18 protein-coding genes are annotated in these 22,779 nt (G+C 48.9%); all 18 read left to right on the forward strand.

Annotated features, from left to right (window positions below):
- The first annotated feature begins 403 nt into the window (after positions 1-403).
- The 18 genes from ACUXV1_RS04630 to wbaP all read left to right on the forward strand — a co-directional run bounded on the left by ACUXV1_RS04630 (position 404) and on the right by wbaP (position 22,740).
- Positions 404-1,849, forward strand: coding sequence for a mannose-1-phosphate guanylyltransferase/mannose-6-phosphate isomerase (locus ACUXV1_RS04630; RefSeq protein ID WP_446014487.1), 1,446 nt, complete (start codon positions 404-406; stop codon positions 1,847-1,849).
- Positions 1,850-1,871: 22 nt separating this feature from the next.
- Positions 1,872-2,885, forward strand: coding sequence for a 2Fe-2S iron-sulfur cluster-binding protein (locus ACUXV1_RS04635; RefSeq protein ID WP_208854863.1), 1,014 nt, complete (start codon positions 1,872-1,874; stop codon positions 2,883-2,885).
- A gap of 26 nt (positions 2,886-2,911) precedes the next feature.
- Complete coding sequence (gene rfbF, locus ACUXV1_RS04640) at positions 2,912-3,691, forward strand: glucose-1-phosphate cytidylyltransferase (RefSeq protein ID WP_446014486.1); 780 nt, start codon at positions 2,912-2,914, stop codon at positions 3,689-3,691.
- Positions 3,646-4,758, forward strand: coding sequence for a CDP-glucose 4,6-dehydratase (rfbG, locus tag ACUXV1_RS04645; RefSeq protein ID WP_446014485.1), 1,113 nt, complete (start codon positions 3,646-3,648; stop codon positions 4,756-4,758). Before rfbF ends, rfbG begins: the two co-directional genes overlap by 46 nt.
- Entirely contained in the window at positions 4,755-6,110 is a 1,356-nt protein-coding gene (rfbH, locus tag ACUXV1_RS04650) for a lipopolysaccharide biosynthesis protein RfbH (RefSeq protein ID WP_052370501.1), read from the forward strand. Before rfbG ends, rfbH begins: the two co-directional genes overlap by 4 nt.
- 15 nt (positions 6,111-6,125) lie before the next feature.
- Complete coding sequence (locus ACUXV1_RS04655; RefSeq protein WP_052370500.1) at positions 6,126-6,959, forward strand: HpcH/HpaI aldolase family protein; 834 nt, start codon at positions 6,126-6,128, stop codon at positions 6,957-6,959.
- Complete coding sequence (locus ACUXV1_RS04660; protein WP_446014483.1) at positions 6,956-8,785, forward strand: thiamine pyrophosphate-binding protein; 1,830 nt, start codon at positions 6,956-6,958, stop codon at positions 8,783-8,785. The genes ACUXV1_RS04655 and ACUXV1_RS04660 overlap by 4 nt, the downstream gene beginning before the upstream one ends.
- Positions 8,782-9,711 carry an NAD-dependent epimerase/dehydratase family protein gene (locus tag ACUXV1_RS04665; protein WP_043636972.1) on the forward strand — a complete coding sequence of 310 codons (930 nt, stop codon included), beginning with the start codon at positions 8,782-8,784 and terminating at the stop codon, positions 9,709-9,711. The genes ACUXV1_RS04660 and ACUXV1_RS04665 overlap by 4 nt, the downstream gene beginning before the upstream one ends.
- Positions 9,712-9,738: 27 nt before the next feature.
- A complete protein-coding gene (locus tag ACUXV1_RS04670; RefSeq protein WP_043636968.1) occupies positions 9,739-10,620 on the forward strand; it encodes an acetaldehyde dehydrogenase (acetylating) in 882 nt (293 codons plus the stop codon).
- Between the two features lie 5 nt (positions 10,621-10,625).
- Complete coding sequence (gene dmpG, locus ACUXV1_RS04675; protein WP_043636965.1) at positions 10,626-11,660, forward strand: 4-hydroxy-2-oxovalerate aldolase; 1,035 nt, start codon at positions 10,626-10,628, stop codon at positions 11,658-11,660.
- Positions 11,653-12,732, forward strand: coding sequence for an NAD-dependent epimerase/dehydratase family protein (locus tag ACUXV1_RS04680; RefSeq protein WP_052370498.1), 1,080 nt, complete (start codon positions 11,653-11,655; stop codon positions 12,730-12,732). The genes dmpG and ACUXV1_RS04680 overlap by 8 nt, the downstream gene beginning before the upstream one ends.
- A 542-nt stretch (positions 12,733-13,274) precedes the next feature.
- A complete protein-coding gene (locus tag ACUXV1_RS04685; protein WP_156038954.1) occupies positions 13,275-14,603 on the forward strand; it encodes a hypothetical protein in 1,329 nt (442 codons plus the stop codon).
- Positions 14,604-14,609: 6 nt separating this feature from the next.
- Complete coding sequence (locus ACUXV1_RS04690; RefSeq protein ID WP_446014482.1) at positions 14,610-15,584, forward strand: glycosyltransferase family 2 protein; 975 nt, start codon at positions 14,610-14,612, stop codon at positions 15,582-15,584.
- Complete coding sequence (locus ACUXV1_RS04695; RefSeq protein ID WP_446014480.1) at positions 15,581-16,549, forward strand: glycosyltransferase family 2 protein; 969 nt, start codon at positions 15,581-15,583, stop codon at positions 16,547-16,549. Before ACUXV1_RS04690 ends, ACUXV1_RS04695 begins: the two co-directional genes overlap by 4 nt.
- A 5-nt stretch (positions 16,550-16,554) precedes the next feature.
- A complete protein-coding gene (locus tag ACUXV1_RS04700; protein ID WP_156038952.1) occupies positions 16,555-17,964 on the forward strand; it encodes a hypothetical protein in 1,410 nt (469 codons plus the stop codon).
- Between the two features lie 11 nt (positions 17,965-17,975).
- Complete coding sequence (locus tag ACUXV1_RS04705) at positions 17,976-19,049, forward strand: glycosyltransferase family 4 protein (RefSeq protein WP_156038950.1); 1,074 nt, start codon at positions 17,976-17,978, stop codon at positions 19,047-19,049.
- A gap of 4 nt (positions 19,050-19,053) precedes the next feature.
- Complete coding sequence (locus tag ACUXV1_RS04710) at positions 19,054-20,214, forward strand: glycosyltransferase family 4 protein (protein WP_043636949.1); 1,161 nt, start codon at positions 19,054-19,056, stop codon at positions 20,212-20,214.
- A gap of 1,050 nt (positions 20,215-21,264) precedes the next feature.
- A complete protein-coding gene (gene wbaP, locus ACUXV1_RS04715) occupies positions 21,265-22,740 on the forward strand; it encodes an undecaprenyl-phosphate galactose phosphotransferase WbaP (RefSeq protein WP_081862619.1) in 1,476 nt (491 codons plus the stop codon).
- Positions 22,741-22,779 lie beyond the last annotated feature (39 nt).

Consider the following 22,779-nt stretch of genomic DNA (forward strand, 5'->3'; position numbering starts at 1 on the left):
TGGAATGTTTCTCCATAATATGTTATGTCGAGGTGGTGCTCCGGGTGTTTTGGCCAGCCACTAAACACGGCTGCAGGAGTATGCCTATTTCTGGATGACGCATATCTTGCAAAAATATCCGGATGTCACTCAGTGCGAACTCTTTGGGAGCAGGGCACTAGTGGCTTGAATTACTGCCTTAAAGTGTAGGCGGAGAGGGGATAAATACGAAAACCTTCTCCCACTCCTAAAGACAAGTTCGGGTGCATCGTATGGGCTTGCAATGAGCCAAATGGTAGTATAGGTCTGCCATTTTGCAGTAATTTTGTGACAAAAATGGATGAACTATGAGGCGCCAAAATCTGAAATTCAGGTGCTCAGGTTATAAATAAAAAGTCTTGGTTGAGAAGGAATTCAAAAGCGCATGATTAGTGTTACTCCTGTAATTCTTTGTGGCGGCTCCGGGACGCGCTTGTGGCCGTTGTCTCGAACCGGCTTCCCCAAACAATTTCTGTGTCTGACAGGTAACGAAAGCCTGTTTCAGCAAGCTGCTCAACGCTTATCAGGTTTGGGTAATGCTGATATGCAGTTTGCCTCACCGTTGATCGTGACTGGCGAGGATCATCGCTTTCTGGCCGCGGAGCAATTGCGAGAAATTGGTATTGAGTTGGGCTGCGCTTTGCTAGAGCCGACCGGCCGCAATACCGCACCTGCCCTCACCTTGGCGGCACTGGCGGCAACGGAAGAGGGGCGTGACCCGGTTCTTGTGGTGACTTCTGCCGATCAGACAGTAAGCGATTCTGGAGCGTTCGCCGTGGCGACGCATGCAGCGATTAAAGAAGCGGCAAACGGTACGATTGTGATCTTGGGGGTGACACCTGACCGTCCAGAAACGGGCTATGGCTATATCCAGACCGACAGTGCAACTGTTGGTATCAAGACTCAGACGGTCCGGCGATTTGTCGAAAAGCCTGATGAAAACACCGCCAAGATCTACCTAGAAGAGGGAGGGTATTTCTGGAATGCGGGCATGTTTGTGCTGAAAGCCTCCACATGGTTGCAAGCACTTGAAACATTCCGTCCAGATATCTTGGCCGTGACACGCTCAGCCTGGGCTAAACGATCAATTGATGAGCAATTCGTTAGGCCCGATAAAAGCGAGTTCGCGGCTATTCCCGCCGAATCTGTTGATTACGCAGTGATAGAGCACTGCCCGGGTAGTCGCTTTTCTATCAAGATGGTGCCGCTGGATGCCGGCTGGAGTGACCTGGGGGCCTGGGATGCCGTTTGGAAAGTGCTGCCAAAAGATGAAAGAGGCAATGCATACATTGGTGATGTGCTGACCACAGGCAGCCGCAATACGCTTGTCCATGCCACCAGCCGACTGGTGAGTCTGGTTGGTGTAGAGGATATTATCGTCATAGAAACCCCCGACGCTGTTCTGGTTGTGAACAAATCGTGCAGCCAGGATGTTAAGCACATCGTAAATGGACTTCAGAAGCAAAGCCGCGAAGAGCATACCCTCCATCGCAAAGTCCACCGCCCTTGGGGGTGGTACGACAGTATCGACGAAGGTGTCCGCTTTAAGGTCAAACGGATTCAGGTCAAGCCAAAAGCTAGTCTGAGCTTGCAAAAACACCACCACAGGGCAGAGCACTGGATCGTTGTTAAAGGGACTGCTGAGATAACTAATGGCGAAAAAATAACCCTCTTGACCGAAAATCAGTCAACTTACATTCCTCTTGGTGAGATCCACCGGTTGTCCAATCCTGGGACGGTTCCGTTAGAGATTATTGAAGTGCAGTCGGGGGGGTATTTGGGGGAGGATGACATTGTTCGATTTGAAGATAGTTATGGAAGAGTTGTTTAAATGAAAACCCAAAAATGTATTGGTGGAGCAAGCTAAAGCCGTGGCAATTGCTAAACTAGCAGACGGGCGTCAATTTCAAGTAAATGAGAATGCCTCCATATTGGATGCGGCAGCAGCTTCTGGAATCAAGCTTCCTTACAGTTGTCGGACGGGGCGTTGTAGCACTTGTAAGGCAAAGGTGCTGAATGGGTCGACATACCCACTGTTGGATGAGGTGGGGCTGACCTCTACGGAGCTGAATGAAGGGTGGGTTTTAACCTGCTCACGATCCATTCAATCGGACGTTGAACTCGACGTGGAAGATCTTGGTAATGTTGCGATCCCCATACCCAAGACCCTGCCTTGTCGCATATCTTTTCTGGAACACATTGCCATAGATGTAATCAAGGTAGTGTTACGTCTTCCGCCGACAGCTAATTTTGAATTTATTCCCGGTCAGTATATTGATGTCATTGGTGTTGGTGGCGTGCGCCGGAGTTATTCCTTGGCGAATTCCCACTGTGCTGAAAAGACACTTGAGCTCCATATTCGCAAGGTTGGTGGAGGGGCGATGAGTGAGTACTGGTTCAATAAGGCCAAAGTTGACGATCTTCTGCGTATCAATGGTCCGCTTGGTACTTTTTGGTTACGAGACACCGCGAATATTGACTTGTTCTTCCTCGCAACGGGTACTGGGATTGCCCCGGTCAAGTCTATGTTGGAATCCATCGCGCACTTGCCGGTTGAGAAAAAACCCAGTTCGGTAACCGTACTGTGGGGTGGTCGCCAGCCTGGTGACTTTTATCTTGATGTGTCCAACATTGTGCCCGGGTACAACTATATCCCGGTTCAGTCTCGTGCGCATAAAAACTGGGCAGGTGAGACGGGCTATGTACAGCATGTGATGCTCAATTTGGTGTCTGATTGGAAAAATGCGTTTGTCTACGCCTGTGGATCGGATGCCATGATTCATAGCGCAAGAAAAATACTCACAGAAGCTGGCTTGCCTGCCAAGCAGTTCTACTCCGATGCTTTTGTGTGCTCGGCAAGCAATTGATTGAATATCGAATAGAAAGGATCGAAATGAAAGCAGTGATTCTTGCAGGGGGACTCGGTACGCGACTGAGTGAAGAGACGTCAGTTCGTCCCAAGCCGATGGTAGAAGTAGGGGGCAAGCCGATTCTTTGGCACATCATGAAGATGTACTCTTACCACGGAATTAACGATTTCATTATTTGTTGTGGTTATAAAGGCTATTTCATCAAGGAGTATTTTGCGAACTACTTCTTGCACATGTCGGATGTGACGTTCGATATGCAAGCTAACAGTATGGATGTTCATGAAAAGCGTGCCGAACCCTGGAAGGTGACACTGGTTGATACCGGGGATGACTCTATGACAGGTGGTCGCCTCGGTCGGGTCGCGGATTATGTTAAAAATGAAGAAGCTTTCTGCTTAACTTATGGTGATGGCGTCAGCGATATTGATATTTCAGCAACCATTAAATTCCATCGCCAGCATGGAAAAGCCGCAACATTAACGGCCACCTATCCGCCGGGACGGTTTGGTGCGCTGGATATTCAGAGTCATCAAGTCATGAGCTTCAAGGAAAAGCCGAAGGGTGATGGTGCAATGATTAATGGGGGATTCTTTGTTCTGAGTCCTAAAGTGCTGGAATATATCAAAGGCGATAGCACCGTCTGGGAACAGGAGCCGTTGATGCGGCTGGCTGAGGATGGGCAACTGATGGCCTATGAGCACCAAGGTTTCTGGCAGCCTATGGATACGTTGAGAGACAAGCACTTGCTGGAAGAGCTGTGGATGAGTGGCAAGGCTCCCTGGAAAAAATGGGGTTCGAAGTGATACCGCAGCAGACCAGGCCGGAGTTTTGGCGTAACAAACGCGTACTGTTGACGGGACATACCGGCTTTAAAGGAAGCTGGCTCTCTCTCTGGCTTCAGGATATGGGAGCTGAATTGCGAGGCATCGCGCTTCAGCCGCCCACGACACCCGCACTGTTTGATGTAGCCCGAGTGGCTGAGGGTATGAATCATCAGGTCGCAGATATCCGCGACTATGAAAAAATCTGTGCGTTAGTTGTAGACTTTCAACCCGAAATTCTGATCCATATGGCAGCACAGCCTTTGGTTCGTCTATCGTATCAACTACCTGTTGACACCTATGCCACAAATGTCATGGGTACCGTGCATGTTTTAGAGGCCGCACGCAAGGCAGGCAGTGTTCGCGCAATCGTCAATGTCACCACTGACAAATGCTACGAGAATAAGGAATGGCTCTGGGGCTATCGAGAAGATGAGCCGATGGGGGGGTATGACCCATATTCGAATAGCAAGGGTTGTGCGGAACTGGTGAGTAGTGCGTATCGCAAGTCCTTTCTCAAGAATGAAGGCATTGCCATGGCAACGGCGCGAGCAGGTAATGTCATTGGCGGCGGTGATTGGGCACTGGATAGACTTGTGCCTGACATTCTTCGTGCTTTGGAAAAACAGCAACCCGTTCAAATTCGCAATCCGCACGCTATCCGTCCTTGGCAGCATGTGCTGGAGCCGCTGTCGGGCTACCTCCTGCTGGCGGAGCGGCTGTACGAAAATGGTCAAGCCGATGCAGAGGGCTGGAACTTCGGTCCCTGCGATGAAGATGCACGCCCCGTTCAATGGATCGTAGAGCAACTCTGCGAAACTTGGGGACAGGGCGCGACATGGTCTTTACAGGAGGGGGATCACCCACATGAGGCCAGCTACCTTAAGTTGGATATTTCCAAAGCACGGCAACGCCTGAGTTGGTCGCCACGATGGTCGTTGCAAACAGCGCTTTCCCGCATTACTGACTGGCATCAGGCCTGGTTGTCCGGCGCAGATATGCGCGCTTGTTGCCTTGAACAAATTACACAATATCAGAGTCAAAAATGAGTACAGTTTCTGCCGTTAATTTCCAGCCGCAACTCGATAAACTCCGCTCGCAAATTAGCGAACTAGTGCAGCAGTACGCTGAAATCGCCCACGCGCCCAAGCCCTTTGTAGCCGGCGAAAGTGTAGTTCCGGTTTCGGGTAAGGTCATTGGTGTTAAAGAACTACAGTTGATGGTGGATGCCTCACTTGATGGCTGGCTGACGACGGGCCGCTTCAATGCCATGTTTGAAGAGCGGCTGGCGAAGTTTCTGGGAGTGAAGTATCTGATTACCGTGAACTCCGGTTCCTCTGCTAACCTGGTGGCATTCTCTACACTGACCAGCCCCAAGTTGGGTGATCGCGCCATCAAACAGGGAGATGAAGTCATCGGTGTGGCAGCCGGTTTCCCTACGACGGTTAACCCCATCCTCCAGTTTGGCGCCGTCCCGGTGTTCGTTGATGTGGATCTCGCCACGCATAACATCGACGCTAGCAAGATTGAAGCTGCTATCACTCCAAAGACCAAAGCCATTATGCTGGCCCATAGCTTGGGCAACCCATTCAATCTGGAAGTGGTGACAGCACTGTGCAAGAAATACAATCTCTGGCTGGTGGAAGATTGCTGTGATGCCTTGGGCGCAACCTACAATGGCCAGTTGGTCGGCACCTTTGGTGACATCGCGACACTGAGCTTCTACCCGGCGCACCATATCACGATGGGTGAGGGTGGTGCCGTTTTTACCAACAACGCCGATCTCAAGCTGATTGCAGAGTCTTTCCGCGATTGGGGTCGAGACTGCTACTGCGCTCCTGGCAAAGACAATACCTGCGATAAGCGATTCTGCTGGACGAAAAAAGACTTGGGAGGCGATCTGCCGGACGGCTATGACCACAAGTACACCTACAGTCACCTGGGCTACAACCTGAAGATCTCAGACATGCAGGCAGCCTGCGCTTTGGCGCAGATGGATCGTGTCGAGGAATTCATTGCCAAGCGCCGCGCCAACTTTACTTATCTGAAGAGCCGTCTGGCCAGTGTCGAGCAGTTTCTGCACCTGCCGGAAGCGACTCCAAATAGTGAGCCGTCTTGGTTTGGCTTTCCATTGATTGTTAAGGATAGTGCTGGTGTAAAGCGAGCCGATTTGATCAACTTCCTAGAGGAAAACAAAATCGGTACGCGTTTGCTGTTTGCAGGCAATCTGACGAAGCAACCTTATATGTCAGGCCGTAATTTCCGTGTCAGTGGTGATTTGACTAATACCGATGTTGTGATGAATCAAACTTTTTGGCTGGGTACTTTCCCTGGATTGGGCCAGGAGCAGCTGGATTACATTGTGGGCAAGTTGGAAGAGTTTTTTGGGCTGAATTTTTGAAGACACGGGGATAACATGAGCCTGCGTTTACAGATGACGAATCCGCTAAAGGCTAAGCTGGCCGATGGCAAGCCGATAATCGGGATCTGGTCGATCATCCCCTCGCCGGTTGTGGCAGAGATCATGGGCTTGAGTGGTCTTGATTTTGTGATCTTGGACATGGAACACGGGATCTTCGATCTGACCTCGTTAGATGCGTGTGTGCGTGCTGTCGAAGGTGCTGGGTCCGCACCACTGGTGCGGATTCCGGGGTTGAATGCGTCCGCAGCGCAATGGGCATTGGATCTTGGTTCGCATGGGATTGTTGTGCCACAGATTCGTGATGTTAAAGATGCAGAGGCTGTCGTGGGTATGGCGAAGTACGCCCCAGCTGGGGTACGAGGGTACAACCCATTTACGCGCGCTGCGAATTATGCAAATCCAGCCGACAATCGTTCGGGCAAGCTCGATAACGGTTTTTCGTTGACTACCGTGATCATCGAGTCTTGTAGCGCCCTCATGGACCTTGAAGAAATTTGCGCGACTCCGGGCATTGATGTTGTCTATATGGGTATCTACGACTTGGCTGTCACGTTGGGGTGCGATGGGGATACCCGACATCCTAAAGTTGTACAGATTGTTGAAGAGGCTATCGCGCGCATACGTGCGGCCGGCAAGGCAGCAGGGATGATGGTACGCAGTGAGGCTGACATCGAGCGTGCCCTGAGCTTGGGGGCTAATGTCCTAGTTTACGGCGTTGATACCTTTCTCATCCGACAAGCTATTGAGGAGGGGGCAGCTTCCTTAGTTCGAGCTATCCGCAACCGGGAGGCATCTGCTGCGAGTATTTCCCTGAGAGACCCAACATGACAATACGAGTTGCTGATTACATCGCTGATTATCTGCTTCAGCAGGGTGTGCGCAAGGTTTTCATGCTCAATGGTGGCATGATGATGCATTTGGTGGATACCCTTGGACGACCGGGCGGACTTGAGTATATGGCTCAGCACCATGAGCAAGCTAGTGCGATGGCCGCCGACGGTTATGCGCGGCGGAGTGGTCATTTGGGTGTCTGCTATGCCACCAGCGGGCCGGGCGCGACTAACCTCGTCACCGGCATTGCTGGTGCGTGGCAGGACAGTACCCCGATACTGTTCCTGACCGGTCAGAGCAAGAGCACCCAGACTATCCAGCATTCCAGTATCGACGACTTGCGCCAGTTCGGAACTTTTGAGGTGGATATTGTGCCGATTGTCCGATCCCTAACCAAGTATGCCGTGATGGTGCAGGATCCCAAAACCATCCGATACCACCTTGAGAAGGCTTTGTTCTTGGCTACTAGTGGTCGGCCAGGGCCGGTATTACTGGATCTACCATTAGACATCCAGGGTGCGCAGATTGAACCAGACGAACTGGAGAGCTTCGTTCCTGAGAAGGAAGTTGCAGCAACGGTAACGCCAGATCAGATGGCAGAACTGTTACTCTTGCTCGGGAGAGCAAAGAGACCACTGATTCTCGCGGGACATGGTGTCCGTTGTGCTGGTGCCGTTGGTACATTTCGACGTTTAGTGGATCGACTAGATATTCCGGTGGTAACTACCCAGCTAGGCAAGGACATATTGCCCTATGAGCATTCTTGCTTTGTTGGCCACCCTGGACCTAAGGGTGACCGCCCTGGCAACTTTGCGATCCAGACGGCGGACCTGATCCTGAGTATCGGTAGCAGCTTGCACGCGCAGACCACAGGATGGGAACTCGAACTGTTCGCACCCAGTGCGGTTAAGGTTCAGGTTGAACTGGATGCGGCAATATTGGCTCGTGAGCAAGTGGGCGTAAACTTGAAGATCCAGGCTGGCGCAAGAGAGTTTATTGATGCGCTGTATATGCAGCCGCTGCAGCTCAAGGTGAATAAGGAGTGGCGTAAATGTTGTGCGTCGTGGAAGGAGCGTTTTTCAGTAGCCAACGAGCCGCATGAAAAGGCTGAGCGAGCGATAAATTTTTATGAGTTTGTCGAAGTACTTAGCCAGCATCTCGGTGAAGGAGCCTGCGTCGTAACCGATGCAGGCTCTGCATTCTATGTCATGGGCCAGGCACTGAGGCTGAAGCAGGGACAGCGGTTCATCTCCTCAGGTTCACTGGGCGCGATGGGCTTCGCCCTACCCGCAGCCAATGGTGCGGCTGCGACTGGGTTGCCAGGCACCACGGTTTGCGTCACCGGCGACGGCTCACTTATGACCAATCTTCACGAGCTTGCGACGATGAAAGAGTACAATCTGGATCTCAAGCTGTTCGTTGTCAACAACGATGGCTATGTCTCGATGCGTAACACGCAACGTGAGTTCTGCGCTGGCCATTACGTTGGCGCGGATTCGGATAGTGGTGTGTTTATTCCTTCGATACGCGCGCTGACGGAGTCCTTCGAACTGCCCTATGTGTGCTGCGAGACCTCTGATGATCTTCATGAACAGGTCCGCAAGACCCTTGCGATCGATGGTCCTGTGGTCTGTGAGATCGTAGCGATGCGTAACCAGAAAATAATCCCTACCGTCGTCTCGGTTAAGTTGCCAGACGGTCGTATGCGTTCCTCGCCACTGCATAATATGTTCCCGCATCTCTCAGAAGAAGCTCTGCAACAAGAGCTTGCTCGCGCTACTGCTGAAGGAGTGGCATTGTGCGGAAAAAGGGGCATCCTATGAGTTCAATCGCCATCATCGGAGCGAGCAGTCAGATTGCCAAGGATCTGATCCTATCGTTCGTAAAGCAGGGGCGCACCAGTCTATTACTGTACGCCCGCAATCTGTCGGATACGGCAGCATGGATGAAGGCTCAGGGGGTGGAGGATGCTTGTTCCCTGCACACTTATGACCGTTATGGCGAGGTGCCGCACGATGTTGTCATTAATTTCGTTGGTGTTGGTGACCCGCGTCGTGCCGCCGAGATGGGGGCGTCAATTTTCGGAATCACCAGTCAGTTCGACGACATGATTTTGGCTGGATTGGAAAAGCATCCACAACGTCGCTACCTGTTCCTCTCAAGTGGTGCTGTTTACGGTAATAGCTTCGCCGAGCCGGTCCGTGACTCCACAGAGGCGCACATTTCGATCAATCAGATCACACCACAGGAGTACTATGCGACGGCCAAGTTGCATGCGGAAGTGCGCCATCGTGCGCTGACCAATCAGGCGATTGTTGACCTACGTGTCTTTAATTATTTCAGCCGTACACAGGATTTGTCCGCGCGATTCTTCGTCACTGACCTGTTGCGCGCAATCCGTACCGGTGAAACGGTTCGCGTGACCTCTGACTTCATGGTGCGTGATTATTTGCACCCGGCAGACTTCCATCAACTGGTTGAACGTGTGCTAGAGGCTCCGCCTGCCAATACTGGGATTGACTGTTACACTGCTGCGCCAGTGGACAAACCAGCGCTGCTTCAGGCGCTGAACGAGCGTTTCGGGCTGCGCTACGAAATCGCACCTCCGTCTAGTGGTGTGGCGATCAACGCTACCGGAGCGAAACCTCATTACTACTCATTGAGCCGGAAGGCTGAAATTTTTGGATATGTTCCAGCGTACTGCTCACTTTCCGGTGTGCTCGAAGAGGCCGCCGCGTTACTTGCCTGAGCTCATTCTTTTGTAACGGAAACTACAATGGCAAAACAAAAACTCCGGGTCGCCATCTTGGGCACCGGCAACATCGGCACAGATTTGCTGATCAAGGCAATGCGTTCGGACGCATTGGAATGCGTACTCTTTGTTGGACGTAATCTACGTTCCGATGGAATGCAAAAGGCGAGTCAGTTGGGGGTGGCGATTTCAGATCGAGGCCTGGATGCTATTATCCAGCGTGCTGACGATATTGACATCGTGTTCGATGCAACCTCGGCAGCAGCACATATGGAGCATTGGCCCGTGTTAAAAAAACTCGGGAAGGTCGTCATGGATATGACGCCAGCCAAGTTAGGTGAGCTGTGTGTGCCAGCGATTAATGCCGAGCAGATCATCGACAGCCGCGCGCAGAATATCAATATGATCACTTGTGGTGGGCAGGCGTCGGTGCCGATAGCTAATGCGATTGCAGCAGTGCAGGATGATATCGAGTACATTGAGGTCGTCTCCAGCATTGCTTCTCGCAGTGCAGGTCCTGCTACACGTGCCAATTTGGACGAGTATATCGAGACAACAGAACAAGCTCTGGTCAAGTTTAGCCGTGCACGTCAGACCAAGGCAATTTTGATCCTGAATCCGGCGCATCCTCCCATCGATATGCAGACCACGATTTATGCGAAAATATCTAACCCTGATTTGACTGCAATCCGGGCTTCGGTTGATGAGATGATGAAACGTATTACGCAGTATGTGCCCGGTTACCAGTTGATTGTCCCTCCCACGCTTGAGGGTGGCAAGATCATGACCACGGTCAAAGTGCTGGGTAATGGTGATTATTTACCTCGTTATGCAGGTAACCTGGACATTATCAACTGCGCGGCTATTGGTATTGCTGAACGTATCGCGCGCCAACGCTGGGAGTAAGTAGCATGAGTAAGAAAATATTGATCAGCGACCCGACGTTGCGCGATGGCAACCACGCTGTACGTCACCAGATCTCACAAGAACAGTTTGCGACATATTGCTCTGCAGCCAATGCCGCCGGTGTTCCAATTGTCGAGGTCGGGCACGGCAACGGACTCGGAGCCTCATCAATGCTGGTTGGTGAGTGTGCTCTGAGCGATGAAATCATTCTGAAAACCGCACGTGAGCATCTTACACGCTCCAAGATGGCTGTTCACGCGATCCCTGGCTTTTGCACGATCCATCGCCATGTAACCATGGCGATGGATTTGGGTGTGGATGTCTTCCGTATTGCCTCTCATTGCACCGAGGCGGACATCACCCAGCGTCACATTGAATATGTGCGTAAGCACGGTAAGGAAGTCTACGGTGTGCTGATGATGAGTCACATGGCTTCGCCAGAAACCTTGGCGGATGAGGCCCGAAAAATGGAAGCCTATGGTGCAGAAGGGCTAATTATTATGGATTCAGCAGGAGCGTACCTCCCTGGTGACGTGACACGCCGTATTTCAACATTGGTGGATGCTTTAAACATTCCGGTAGGCTTCCATGCGCACAATAACCTAGGTATGGGCATCGCGAATTCGGTCGCTGCTGTGGAGGCCGGGGCAACCATTATCGACGGTAGTGCACGTGGTTTTGGAGCGGGGGCCGGTAATGCCCAACTTGAAGTGCTTGTGGCAGTGTTCCAGAAAATGGGATTCGAGACAGGCATCGATCTATATAAAATGCTTGATGCAGCGGATCTAGCCGAGAAGACGATGGTGAAGTCGATGCCTTACATTTCATCGACCAGCATTGCCAGTGGTATGTCGGGCGTCTTCTCGGGGTTCATTAAACAGGTCAACAGCATCGGAGCCGAGCATGGTGTCGATCCGCGTGACATCTTTTTCGAGTTGGGCCGCCGCAAAGCCGTGGCCGGCCAAGAGAGCTTGATTCTTGAAGTGGCGCTGGCGCTCAAAGAAGTGCAGTCGAGCATGCAGGAGAATGGCGATGAATGACGATGTTTTACAACAGAGTATACGTGAGGATTGCTTGGTATCTCTGCAGCTCCAGGAGGGCTTGGCTGCGCGCTTGGCCGAGCATAGAATTGCCGTTATAGGAGGGACTGGCTTTATTGGCACGTGGATCGCTGAGACCGTGGCTGCATTGAACGACAAGTTGGGTGACCGAATTCGTGTAGATTTGCTTGGCCGTTCGGCGACAGCCTGGAAGCTAGATCATCCCCACTTGGCCAGCCGAAAGGATGTGCGAGTACAGGCCATAGATGTGCGCTCCTCCTTTGAGCTTCCTCGGGATACGACGTTGGTGCTGTTTGCGGCTGGTATTGCCGATCCTCGCGTACATGCATCCGAACCGCTACGGGTCCACGAGACTGCGCTACATGGCATGGCATACTCATTGGCTGCCTCCGCGCGCTTGGAGCTATTGCAGCGCTTCGTGAACATCAGCTCTGGCTTGGTGTTGGGTACACAGATGCAGAATCTCGCCATGAGTGAGGAAAATATCGGGGTTTTGGATTTCACCCGCGCACATAACGTATATGCGGAGGTGAGGCGCGCCGCCGAAAATTTGGTGAGCATCTACGCTAGTCAGTATCGTATTCCCGTTAGCACTGCCCGTGCTTTTACCTTCCTTGGCCCGTATCAGTCATTAGATGCGCCTTGGGCGGTCAATAATTTCATACGCGATGCGCTTTCTGGTAATGATATTCGTCTTCATGGGGATGGGGCCACTCGTCGTAGCTATCTTTATGGAAGCGACGCAGCATGTTGGCTTTTGCGGATGTTAGTTGATGGCCAAGATGGAGAGATCTACAACCTCGGTGCTGCTCGGCCTACCAGTCACGCTGTAGTTGCGGAGATGGTGGCCGCTCGTACTGTGCCAACTCCGTCACTTGTTTACAAGAGCCAACCCACTGCTAATGCCCGCTGTCACGACTTCTTTCCTGACTTAGGTCACGTGCAAGCGAAACTGGGTTTGAAGGAGGCTTTCGATGTAGAGGAGGCCCTTGAGCGTGCGATGCTGTGGCATGCCCGTCGTTTGGGGGTGATTCGTCGACTGCGTCATTAACACAATGAGATTGGCTGCTTGACTTCGAGATTTGATGGACTGAACTGAGAATTCAGCATGGAGCCTTCGGAGCTGACAAAAAGTGACCAATTTGAATTGGATAGAATCCACGGAGGTGGCAGACTGTGTTGCATCATCGCCCCTACCTGCTGGCGGCAAGGTCAAAGTGTACTTTAATTTTCCTAAAGTATTGCCGCGACCTTTTCGAATCAGCCGGCCCGTCGGCTGTGTTGTAAGCTTGTGAGTGAGAGTCTTGTTGTCAAGGCAATGAGCTAAATGGTTGCATTTCTACTGTTTTCCTTGCCATTTTTTCTTAATCTTCATTAAATTTCACGAAAAATATATTGAAGTAATCCTTTTGACCTTTTTTGATTTTCGTTCCGAGTATAGGGCTGTTAAAGGGAGGCAGATTATCGAGGTGCTTGCAGGGTTAATAACACCCGCATAAAAATTATTTAGATGCTAAAGTGTTGGGACTGTTGGAGCTACTGGCTCATGTGAAACTACTTAAGATGAAAAAAACTACATTCATGGAACGTGCGATGGTGGTGCTGCACGTAGATGCTCAAATTATCACAACGCTTATTTTTAGATTCTGGGGGGTGCTTTCGGGAGGAGTTACCCTTATCTTGATCCCGCTTTTTATGGGACCAGTGGAGCAGGGATATTACTTTACCTTCGCAAGTATTCTCGCACTTCAAGTATTCTTTGAACTAGGTTTCGGGCAGGTGATCATCCAGTTTGTTGCACATGAGGAGGCTGTGATTGAGCGGGAAGGTGGCATGGTCACACCGTCCGGACAGGCTTTTTATCGATTGCACACACTGGCAAATACGCTCAAAAAATGGTATTGGATAGCGAGTATTCTATTTTTTTTATGTGTAAATGTTGTCGGTGTTTGTTTTTTTCAAGATAGTGAGCTACGGTGGCACAACTGGCTTTTCCCCTGGATGTTGCTTTGTCTGTCTACGGCGTACAATCTGGGGTTAAGTTGGAGGCTATCATTCCTTGAGGGTTTCGGGCTAGTTAAAGAAATTGGTATTTTGCGGCTTTGTCAATCATCGATCGGATTTGTACTGATGTGGGTGCTGTTGGTTACAGGATTCCAACTGTGGATTGTAGCTGCAGTACCTACCATAGCCGCATTTTGCACCACGATATGGCTGGCACGTTCAGAGATTGCTAAGATACTGGGAACGATCGAAAACGCAAAAGGAGTCGCCAGGGTGCCTGGTATTTGGTTCAAAGAGATACTTCCGTTCCAGTGGAAAATTGCTGTTAGCTGGATCAGTGGCTTTTTCATCTTTCAACTTTTCACTCCAATTATTTTTAAGAACTACGGTGCAGTCGAATCGGGAAGAGTCGGGTTGGCCATTACAGTATTCAACTCTGTCACGACTGTTTCGATTGCTTGGGTGTCAGCAAAAGTCCCCGCTATAGCGCGGTTATTGGCGCTTGGTGCTCGCCATGAGGCAAGCAGGATGTTTAAGAGGCTAGCTCAGGTATCTGTCAGCTTCTCTCTTGTAGCGGCTGTGGCAGTTGTGTTGGGGGCGGAATTGGCGAGTACATGGAGCACTCGTATCCATGATAGGTTGCCTGAATTGAGTGTTATGATCGCTCTTGCTTGCGCATCGGTGGCAAATTGTTTCGTTATTTCTTGTGCATTGTTCATGCGTGCGCACAAAGAGGAACCGATGTTGCTTCAATCTGTTGTAATGGCATGTGTAGTGCTTGTTGCGGTTTTGTTGTCTGTGCCGTATGGGATAGGGGAGATTATGTGGAGCTATTCTGCCCTCTGCATTTTTCTCAGCGTACCTTGGACACTTTTCATTGTTAGAGAACGGTACTTTTTGCGCTCAGTACCTATGTAGGCTTGTATGATCATCTTAAACATTATCTTCCCGACGCACAACCGTGCGAATTATTTGAGGCGGGCCGTTAGATCAGTTGCCTTGCAAATGGCAATACTACCAACTGATATAAAGGTTGATCTTACTATCTACGACAATGCAAGCACAGACTCAACGCCTGAAATTTGTGCCGAGCTCATCAAAGAATTTCCGCTTATTAAACTTATACGGCATAGCACAAATATCGGTGGTGATCCCAATATCCATCAAGCGCTACGCAGCAGTACTGGCGACTATGTTTGGGTATTTGGAGACGATGACTATGTACGTGAGGGGGCTCTGAAGTTTGTATGCGAAGCCTTGTGTGATCATCGTCCAGCTTTCTTAAGAATGCAGGGCTTGGAAGAGCGCTATCTTGAGGGAATGCCGCTGGCTCCAGCGGTTATACCGGACAGTCTTTTCGCTGAACCCGTTAAAAAATGCTACTCAAGCCATGATGAAATTCTTTCTGCATATGGATTGGGTCTTGGAAACTTTACAAAAACAATATTTTCTAGAGAGTTTATTCGAAAGTACTACCGTGAAGTTAATCCCGTGCTTTTTGCTTCGGGATACTCGCAACTCGCTTGGATCTATGAAGGGTTACGCACCGACTTTGCTGACTTGCTCGAGTTGGATGAACAGATAGTGGTGATCCGGATTGAATTGTCGCCAAGAGGGCTTGACTCTTCACGAGTGCGGGCGGGACTCTCAATTTTACGAAATTATCTTATCGAGAATGACTATTCCCTGAGATTAGTTGACCAGCTTATCAAAGACCAGAACAATGCTATTGTTCTTGGTGAAATAAAAACTAGAAAAATGACAGGTTGGAAGCAGGGTACGGGTATTTTAGGCCAACTTTGGAAGTTGAACGGCCCAAAAGCCAAAGTCAAATGCATAGGATTTTATTTGCTGCCTGCTGCAATCATGAAGAAAATGTGGCTAGCGAGGAAATCATGAAAAAGTTACTGTCGATTAACATTCCTACCTTTAATCGAGCAGGGTATCTCCAAGCGCTATTTGATTCTATGGATCAGGAAATACGTGAATTCGTCGAGTTGATTGAAATTAATATCATCGATAATTGTAGTTCCGATGAAACAAGCACCGTCGCCAAAAACCTTTGTCAACGATACGCCTGTGTCAACTACGAATGTAACACTGAAAATATTGGTCCCATTGCAAATATCCACAAGGCCCATCTCGCCGGTGTAGGGAAGTACTTGTGGGTCATGGGCGACGATGACTATTTTGCTGAAGGTGGTTTCAGGAAAGTGATTCAGGCTCTCCAGCGCCAACCAGCAGCTGTGCTTTTGAGTTACTCGCGAGTTCGACCGGATGGTGTCAAGATCAACGACGTCACTATTGGTGGTGATGACAGAACTATATTCTTCGGAAAAGATTCAGGAATAGTTCAGCTGTTAGACCCTCTTGTCGGTTTTATTTCCGCAAACATCGTCGATCGCACATTTGTCGATCAAATCTCACCTGATGAGTTTGTCGAGCTTGATCAAATCGGCGAGTTGGCTCACGCCCTGTTGATGTATAAAGCAATTGCGTCCGGTCGCGCCATTCAATATTTGGCAGGACAGCCTTTGATTCAAACAGCTGATAATGGATATTTGCAGCATGACTATTGGATTCATGTTTGCGTCAAATATTGTGCCTTTTTGCCGTGCCATCTACAGAGTATTGGCTTCTCATCGGCAGAAATAGAAAAATATTTCAAGATACGACTCTTTAAGGAAGTTGTACGAAGAGTCTTATCAGAGAAGTACAGGCAGAGAACGCCATGGAAAGTTGTTCAATCTACTGAGGTAAGACAACTACTTGGTTACAAAACTGTCGTTCCGTTAATTTTTTGCATGATTCCTGAAAGTATTGTCCGTGTCATGCATGACTGGTTTAACCCAAAGCGTACATAACCGAGATGAACTTTGGCATAGCTTTACCTGTAACAATTTTCTGCATCTGGCTTGCTCTGTTTAGTCGAATTCAAGTGGCTTTGCTTGTTGTGGCATTTTCAAGTCTCATTGGAACGTATGTATTGAATGAAGATTTGGGGCGTTCATTGCTTCCGGGGCCAATAGTTGCAACTGCATTTATTGCTCGGTATTTATTCAGACGTTTAGTTAGGGTTGAGCCTGGTGTTGGTCAATTTCCTGGAAGGGTTTGGTTAGTAAGCCTTTTCTCTTATGCCGCATTGATAACTCTTACAGTCCCTTGGCTAATGGGTGGAGCCATTGAGGTTGTTCGTCCGGGACTCTTGAGTGAAGGTTTCCGTTTTGCTGTTCCTCTTGATTTTTCAATTTCGAACATTGCTCAGTTAGCCTATCTTGCGGTAGCAACGGGATTGGTATTTGTTGCTGTGCATGCAACAAAAATAGATGGAATGTTTTCTGAAGGGTATTCAAGAAAACTAGTGACTATTTCTTGTTGGATTGGGGTTGTAATTATTGTAGATCTTGGTCTAAACCTCATTTTGGGAAGAGTAGATATTTTCGGGTTCTTAATGGGGGAGGTACTTGGTGAGTATAGACCTGACAGGTATGCTCTTGAAGGGATTTTCGGGTTTCCTCTGCGTCGTGCACAAGGGGTGTTTGGAGAACCATCATATTTTTCTGCATTCATGAGTGGTACTGCTGCAGCAAGCTTTATTTATATGCGAAGTACTCGTAAAATCAAAGATAAATTAATATTTTTAATTATTTTTTCTTCACTGTTGCTTTCTTTTTCTACGACAGCGTATATTAGCGCTGCAATTGTATTGATCGTTGTGGCCTTCGCTCCAATGACGAGGCGGGATAGAGTTAGCAGAGGGGGGCGTGGTGTTGCTTTCCTTAGCGTTCTCCTTTTAAGTGCACTTGTCGTAGGCTTGCTTGTAAGTTCGCAAACCCTTTCATCTTATGTTTTTGGGAAGTTTTCTGATACAGATGGATTTGAGTCTGGAAATTTTTCAAGTGGTGCTGAGCGCCTTTATTGGGACGTAACTGCACTTAGAGCATTCTTTGAAAGTTGGGGGCTTGGCGTTGGTGTTGGCTCTATTCGTGCAAGTTCAGCATTTATTAATGTGGCCGCGACAATGGGGCTTTTCGGGGCTTCTCTTTTTCTAGTTATTATTGCTTTGGTCTTAAGGCGTATTTTTGGACGGGAAGAAGTTGAGCTCTCCGTTGGGAAGCAGGCAGTGGCGGCAATGCTATTTGGGTGGCTGGTTGCATTCTCGATTTCAGTTCCTGATATTATATCGTTCTTCTACTTTTCAATTGGTTTGGGTGTTTTTCTGGGGGCAGGTTTCTCTGAAAAACGACGTTTAGATATTCCCGTTGCAACAAGTCCGTAGTAGGGGGCGCTTTGAAAAAGGTAGTAATTAATAACAAATTTGTCTCCGCGAAGCTAACAGGGGTGCAACGGGTTGGCTTCGAGCTCTCGGAGCGTTTGATTCGCAGGCTGGAAGAACGAGGTGTTCAATGCACAACTCTGGCCCCGCCGAAAAATTTGCGCTTTTCTAAATTGCGTGCGTTGTGGGCAACGCTTTGGGAACAGCTCGTTCTCCCTATTCGGGCTCGTCATTCACTGATAATAAACCTGTGTAACACTGCGCCAGTGCTTGCCCTGAGCAGGCAGTTTGTTTTGGTTCACGATGCTGCTGTATACGATATGCCTGGAAATTACTCAGGTAAGTACCGTGCTTTCTCTAAGCTCATCATGAGTATGATTAAGTGGAGGGGTGATAGACTCGGTACGGTGTCTTATTTTTCACGGAATCGAATCGCTAGGGCATTACATATAGATGAGGGCTCCATTTGTGTCTTTCAAAATGGAGCCAATCATGTCATCGCTCCGAGCGATGATGACCGCATTCTTGATCGACTGGACTTACGTGGAAAACCATATGTTCTAGCAGTAGGTAGCCTGCAAGAAGGGAAAAACTTCAAGAGTTTGCTTCTGGCGATGGACCAAGTGACAACTGGAGTTCGTCTAGTGATTGTGGGGGGGGGCGACAACGTGGTCTTTAAAAGTGGGGTGGTCTTGCCCAGTGGGCGCACTATTTTGGCGGGCTATGTGTCGGATGTAGAGTTGAGTGCGCTTTATCGCAACGCGGCTGTGTTTGCACAACCTTCCGTGTATGAAGGCTTTGGCTTACCTGCGCTTGAAGCCATGGCGTTGGGTGCCCCTATCGTGTGCTCGAATACAGCATCGCTACCAGAAGTATGTGGTGATGCGGCATTGTATTTCAACCCCTTTTCTCCTGCTGAGATTGCTGGGTGCATCGATCGTGTAGTCAGTGATAATTTTTTGCAGATAGAGTTGAAGGCTCGCGGTTCTGAACAAGTTAAAAAGTTTAACTGGGACAAAAGCTCCGAGGCTTTGGCTGATTTTATTTGTAACGAAATGCTCGGTTTGCAACCAAACGAAAGACCTTAATTCAATGAAAATTGCGGTTGTACACGAATGGTTTACCACACTTGCGGGATCAGAAAAGGTTGTGGAGCAGATGCTGATGGTATTTCCGGATGCGGATCTTTTTTGTGTTTATGCTGATCCTCAAACTGTGGCGAAAGCAGACTATTTGCGTGATCGAAAGTTGACGACAAGTTTTATTCAACGCCTGCCAGGAGTAAGCAAGCGTTACCGCTCTTTCCTTCCGCTTATGCCGTTAGCTATTGAGCAGTTAGACTTGTCTGCTTATGATGTGGTTATCTCGAGCTCGCACGCAGTAGCCAAAGGTGTTTTGACTGGACCGGATCAATTGCATATCAGCTATGTGCATTCGCCGATTCGTTATGCTTGGGATTTGCAGCACCAGTACCTACGTGAGTCTGGGCTTGATCATGGTCTAAAAGGTTGGCTAGCTAAGTGGTTACTGCATAAAGTTAGGATTTGGGACTACAGAACTGCCGCTGGCGTGAATCATTTTGTCGCCAATTCTCGTTTCATTGGGCGTCGTATTCACAAGATATATGGCCGTAACTCTGATGTGATCTATCCCCCGGTTGATGTTAATAGCTTCGAATACTGTGCTGACAAGCAAGATTATTACCTTACCGCCTCACGGGTGGTGCCTTACAAACGTATGGATCTCATTGTCAAAGCATTTGCGCAGATGCCTACCAGGAAGCTAGTGGTTATCGGTGATGGTCCAGACTTTCCCAAACTGCGTACTTTGGCGACGCCGAACGTGACTCTGCTAGGCTACCAACCGTTTTCCGAGCTTAAGCGATACATGCAAAATGCAAGGGCATTTATTTTTGCCGCGGAGGAAGACTTTGGAATAACCCCTGTCGAGGCGCAGGCTTGTGGAACGCCGGTGATCGCCTATGGAAAAGGTGGTTCGCTCGAAACCGTAATGGACTGCGGCAAGAGCGATAAGGCAACAGGTATTTGGTTCCACCATCAGAATGTAGATTCGATCGTGCATGCTGTCCAGCGCTTCGAGTCTTTACCAGTGCAGATTGACGCACACGTTTGTCGTGCGAATGCTGAGAGATTTTCCGCCGAGCGTTTTCGAGCTGAGTTTGCTCGTTATGTTGAACAGCGCTGGGCCGATTTCCATGATTTTAGAGGAGATAGTGAAGGGTGTCTTGAATAAGTAGTGTTACGCAACTAAACTCAGTTTTTTCTGCTAGGGAATAGCATCTTTGCCGCCTTTGGTTGAGTGCGCAACCTCAAGCCGAAGTAGATGCTGTGCCCTTGAGTACATAGCAAATGTGTATCCGAAGGGTATCACGCATGAGTGGCAAGACCGCTAGGAGCGGAGCAGGGCAACTACCGTTGCTTTACTGCTTGTGAACGGCTGGTACGTCTCGGCAGGAAGCAAAGAGACTTGGCAGGCAGTCTAAATGCCCTTGCCTTGCAGGTAAACGACCTGAGAAACTGTCGGATAATCTAAGCTGTAGTAGAGGCAGCCCGGAAGATGGTTATGTCTTTGGTATAATGTGGGCTTGCATGTGGCAAAAACGTCCAAATGCATCGGTGCTTGCCCTGGATTGCCTAGAGCGAGATTACAGGAGTGAGGTTTAAGCTACAAGCAAGTGCGCTATTCGCTTAATAAAAGGGGCTAGCCAGTATTTGACTGATTTTCGTAAGGCTTAGTATGTGCCGAGCAATTGGCAGGCACAGGAAAACAATTTGCTTTTCATAGATAAAAAAGCTTTTCGAGCTTGCCGAACGTGTAACGGAGTTGGCCACCCATATGCACACATGAGCGGGAGCTACGGCGACACAATAATATTTGTAATGTATTTGTGCTAGTTAATGTTCGCTTTAGGTTGCGCTTGAAAATTCGTTACGTAGATAGGAAGTTAAGGACTTTAAAGAGGTCGGTCGAGAAAAATAAGAGCTCTACTTATTTTGGATAACAGCAGGATGCATACGACCAGCAGCCTGTAAAACAATGTTTGGTTGCTTGATCATGGCTCTCACCGTAAGTCCAGAGCTGAGCTTAGTAGAGTTGTTGTGGAAGTAGTCTAAGTATCTTTGGTGGCGATTCAATATCTGAGGTGCCCATGAGCTGAAAATCAAGGTAACGAAAGATGCTTGACAAGGTTGGTGTTGAATTCAAACTTTGTTACGCACAACCACTTATCTAAACTTTAGGGCAGGCACAAGAAGCGCCAATCAACAATAAAAGGTTATAGGTATGTCTTCAATAGAAGCACTGACTGGATTAGTACTCGCAAAAAGTAAGAGTGGCGCGAAGGCAAACAGGATGCTAATAGCAATAGCTTTGGTTGCTCTGGATCTTTTTATAATGGCAGCGTGTATGTTGATTGCAGTCAGCGCGGGCTTCGAAAAGGACGTGGGTAGTGCCCGTCATTTTCTTTTTCTTTCTATGATGTTGGCTGCTATGGTTGTATTAACCATAAAAATATTGAAGTTAAAATACCACGCAAGCTCGCCATGCAAGATTAACCTTGGTCAAGAGTTGAGGTTTGTATTTGTCGGAGCTGCCTCGCAGGGATTGATATTGTTTTTCTCTGGTCAAACCCCATTCAAAAGTACATGGGCGACTACATGGCTGTTGGTACTGTTTTTGGCGCCTTGCGCACAACAACTGGCCAAGCATTGTTTGAATCGATTAGGTCTTTGGGGGCGGGGGGTTACGGTCATCTTTATTGATGGATGTGTGTCACGACTAGTCAAGCGACAAATGGATGCCATTGCCAATTATGATGTTGATAACATCATTCATGTTTATAACTCTAATGTGCCAGTGCAAAACGATAATTGGATCAGAAAAGAAAAAGTAAATGTCCCGGTGGTCTCGCTCCAGCGCAGTGCGCTGACTGTTGCGCTGCACGAGCTGAATTACCCTACTGTTGCACTAGTATTCAGCAATCAGAACTTGACGGAAGTGGAGGGGCTAGTTGATGAACTCTTACTCAGTTGCCGCAGCCTTATCCTATTGTCAGATTCCCCAATCATTCAATATAGAAGAACTCGCGCCCAATATCTGGAAGAACAGGATAAATTGACTCTCTATCTGCCTAACAATCTGGCTGGTTTGGCATACCGCTATGTCAAACGTGGCTTCGATATGGTAGTTTCTTTGATCCTCCTGTTACTATTATCCCCGTTGATGCTCTGGATTACACTGCTGGTTCGGAAGGATGGCGGCCCTGCAGTGTATGGACATGAACGAGTTGGCCAGGCCGGTAAGAAATTCAAATGCCTGAAATTTCGAAGTATGATTATTAATTCGAATGAAGTTTTGAAGCAACTTTTGGAGTCAGACCCCCAGGCCCGAGCTGAGTGGGATAAGGACTTTAAGCTGCGAAATGACCCACGTATCACAACGATTGGTCACTTTATCCGAAAGACTAGCCTGGATGAATTGCCTCAACTGTGGAACGTCGTTAAAGGTGAGATGAGCCTCGTTGGACCGCGTCCTATTGTCACCAACGAACTGGATAGATACGGTGAAAATGTTGGCTTCTACTTAGCAGCCAAGCCGGGCCTGACAGGGCTCTGGCAGGTTTCCGGCCGAAATGATGTCAGTTATAATCAGCGTGTTGAATTTGATGTTAACTACGCAAAGAATTGGTCATTTATGAATGATGTTGTTATTCTATTTAAAACAGTGTTGGTTGTTTTGCGCAAGGATGGTGCTTACTAAAAATTAGGGTAATCCTTTTGGTACTGGGTGACCTCCTCT

This window comes from Chromobacterium sp. W521, from assembly GCF_052805975.1.

Coding starts and splice junctions, on each gene's coding strand:
- ACUXV1_RS04630 (WP_446014487.1), top strand. CDS start 404: ATGATTAGTGTTACTCCTGTAATTCTTTGTGGCGGCTCCGGGACGCGC.
- rfbF (WP_446014486.1), top strand. CDS start 2,912: ATGAAAGCAGTGATTCTTGCAGGGGGACTCGGTACGCGACTGAGTGAA.
- rfbH (WP_052370501.1), top strand. CDS start 4,755: ATGAGTACAGTTTCTGCCGTTAATTTCCAGCCGCAACTCGATAAACTC.
- ACUXV1_RS04655 (WP_052370500.1), top strand. CDS start 6,126: ATGAGCCTGCGTTTACAGATGACGAATCCGCTAAAGGCTAAGCTGGCC.
- ACUXV1_RS04660 (WP_446014483.1), top strand. CDS start 6,956: ATGACAATACGAGTTGCTGATTACATCGCTGATTATCTGCTTCAGCAG.
- ACUXV1_RS04665 (WP_043636972.1), top strand. CDS start 8,782: ATGAGTTCAATCGCCATCATCGGAGCGAGCAGTCAGATTGCCAAGGAT.
- ACUXV1_RS04670 (WP_043636968.1), top strand. CDS start 9,739: ATGGCAAAACAAAAACTCCGGGTCGCCATCTTGGGCACCGGCAACATC.
- dmpG (WP_043636965.1), top strand. CDS start 10,626: ATGAGTAAGAAAATATTGATCAGCGACCCGACGTTGCGCGATGGCAAC.
- ACUXV1_RS04680 (WP_052370498.1), top strand. CDS start 11,653: ATGAATGACGATGTTTTACAACAGAGTATACGTGAGGATTGCTTGGTA.
- ACUXV1_RS04685 (WP_156038954.1), top strand. CDS start 13,275: ATGGTGGTGCTGCACGTAGATGCTCAAATTATCACAACGCTTATTTTT.
- ACUXV1_RS04690 (WP_446014482.1), top strand. CDS start 14,610: ATGATCATCTTAAACATTATCTTCCCGACGCACAACCGTGCGAATTAT.
- ACUXV1_RS04695 (WP_446014480.1), top strand. CDS start 15,581: ATGAAAAAGTTACTGTCGATTAACATTCCTACCTTTAATCGAGCAGGG.
- ACUXV1_RS04700 (WP_156038952.1), top strand. CDS start 16,555: ATGAACTTTGGCATAGCTTTACCTGTAACAATTTTCTGCATCTGGCTT.
- ACUXV1_RS04710 (WP_043636949.1), top strand. CDS start 19,054: ATGAAAATTGCGGTTGTACACGAATGGTTTACCACACTTGCGGGATCA.
- wbaP (WP_081862619.1), top strand. CDS start 21,265: ATGTCTTCAATAGAAGCACTGACTGGATTAGTACTCGCAAAAAGTAAG.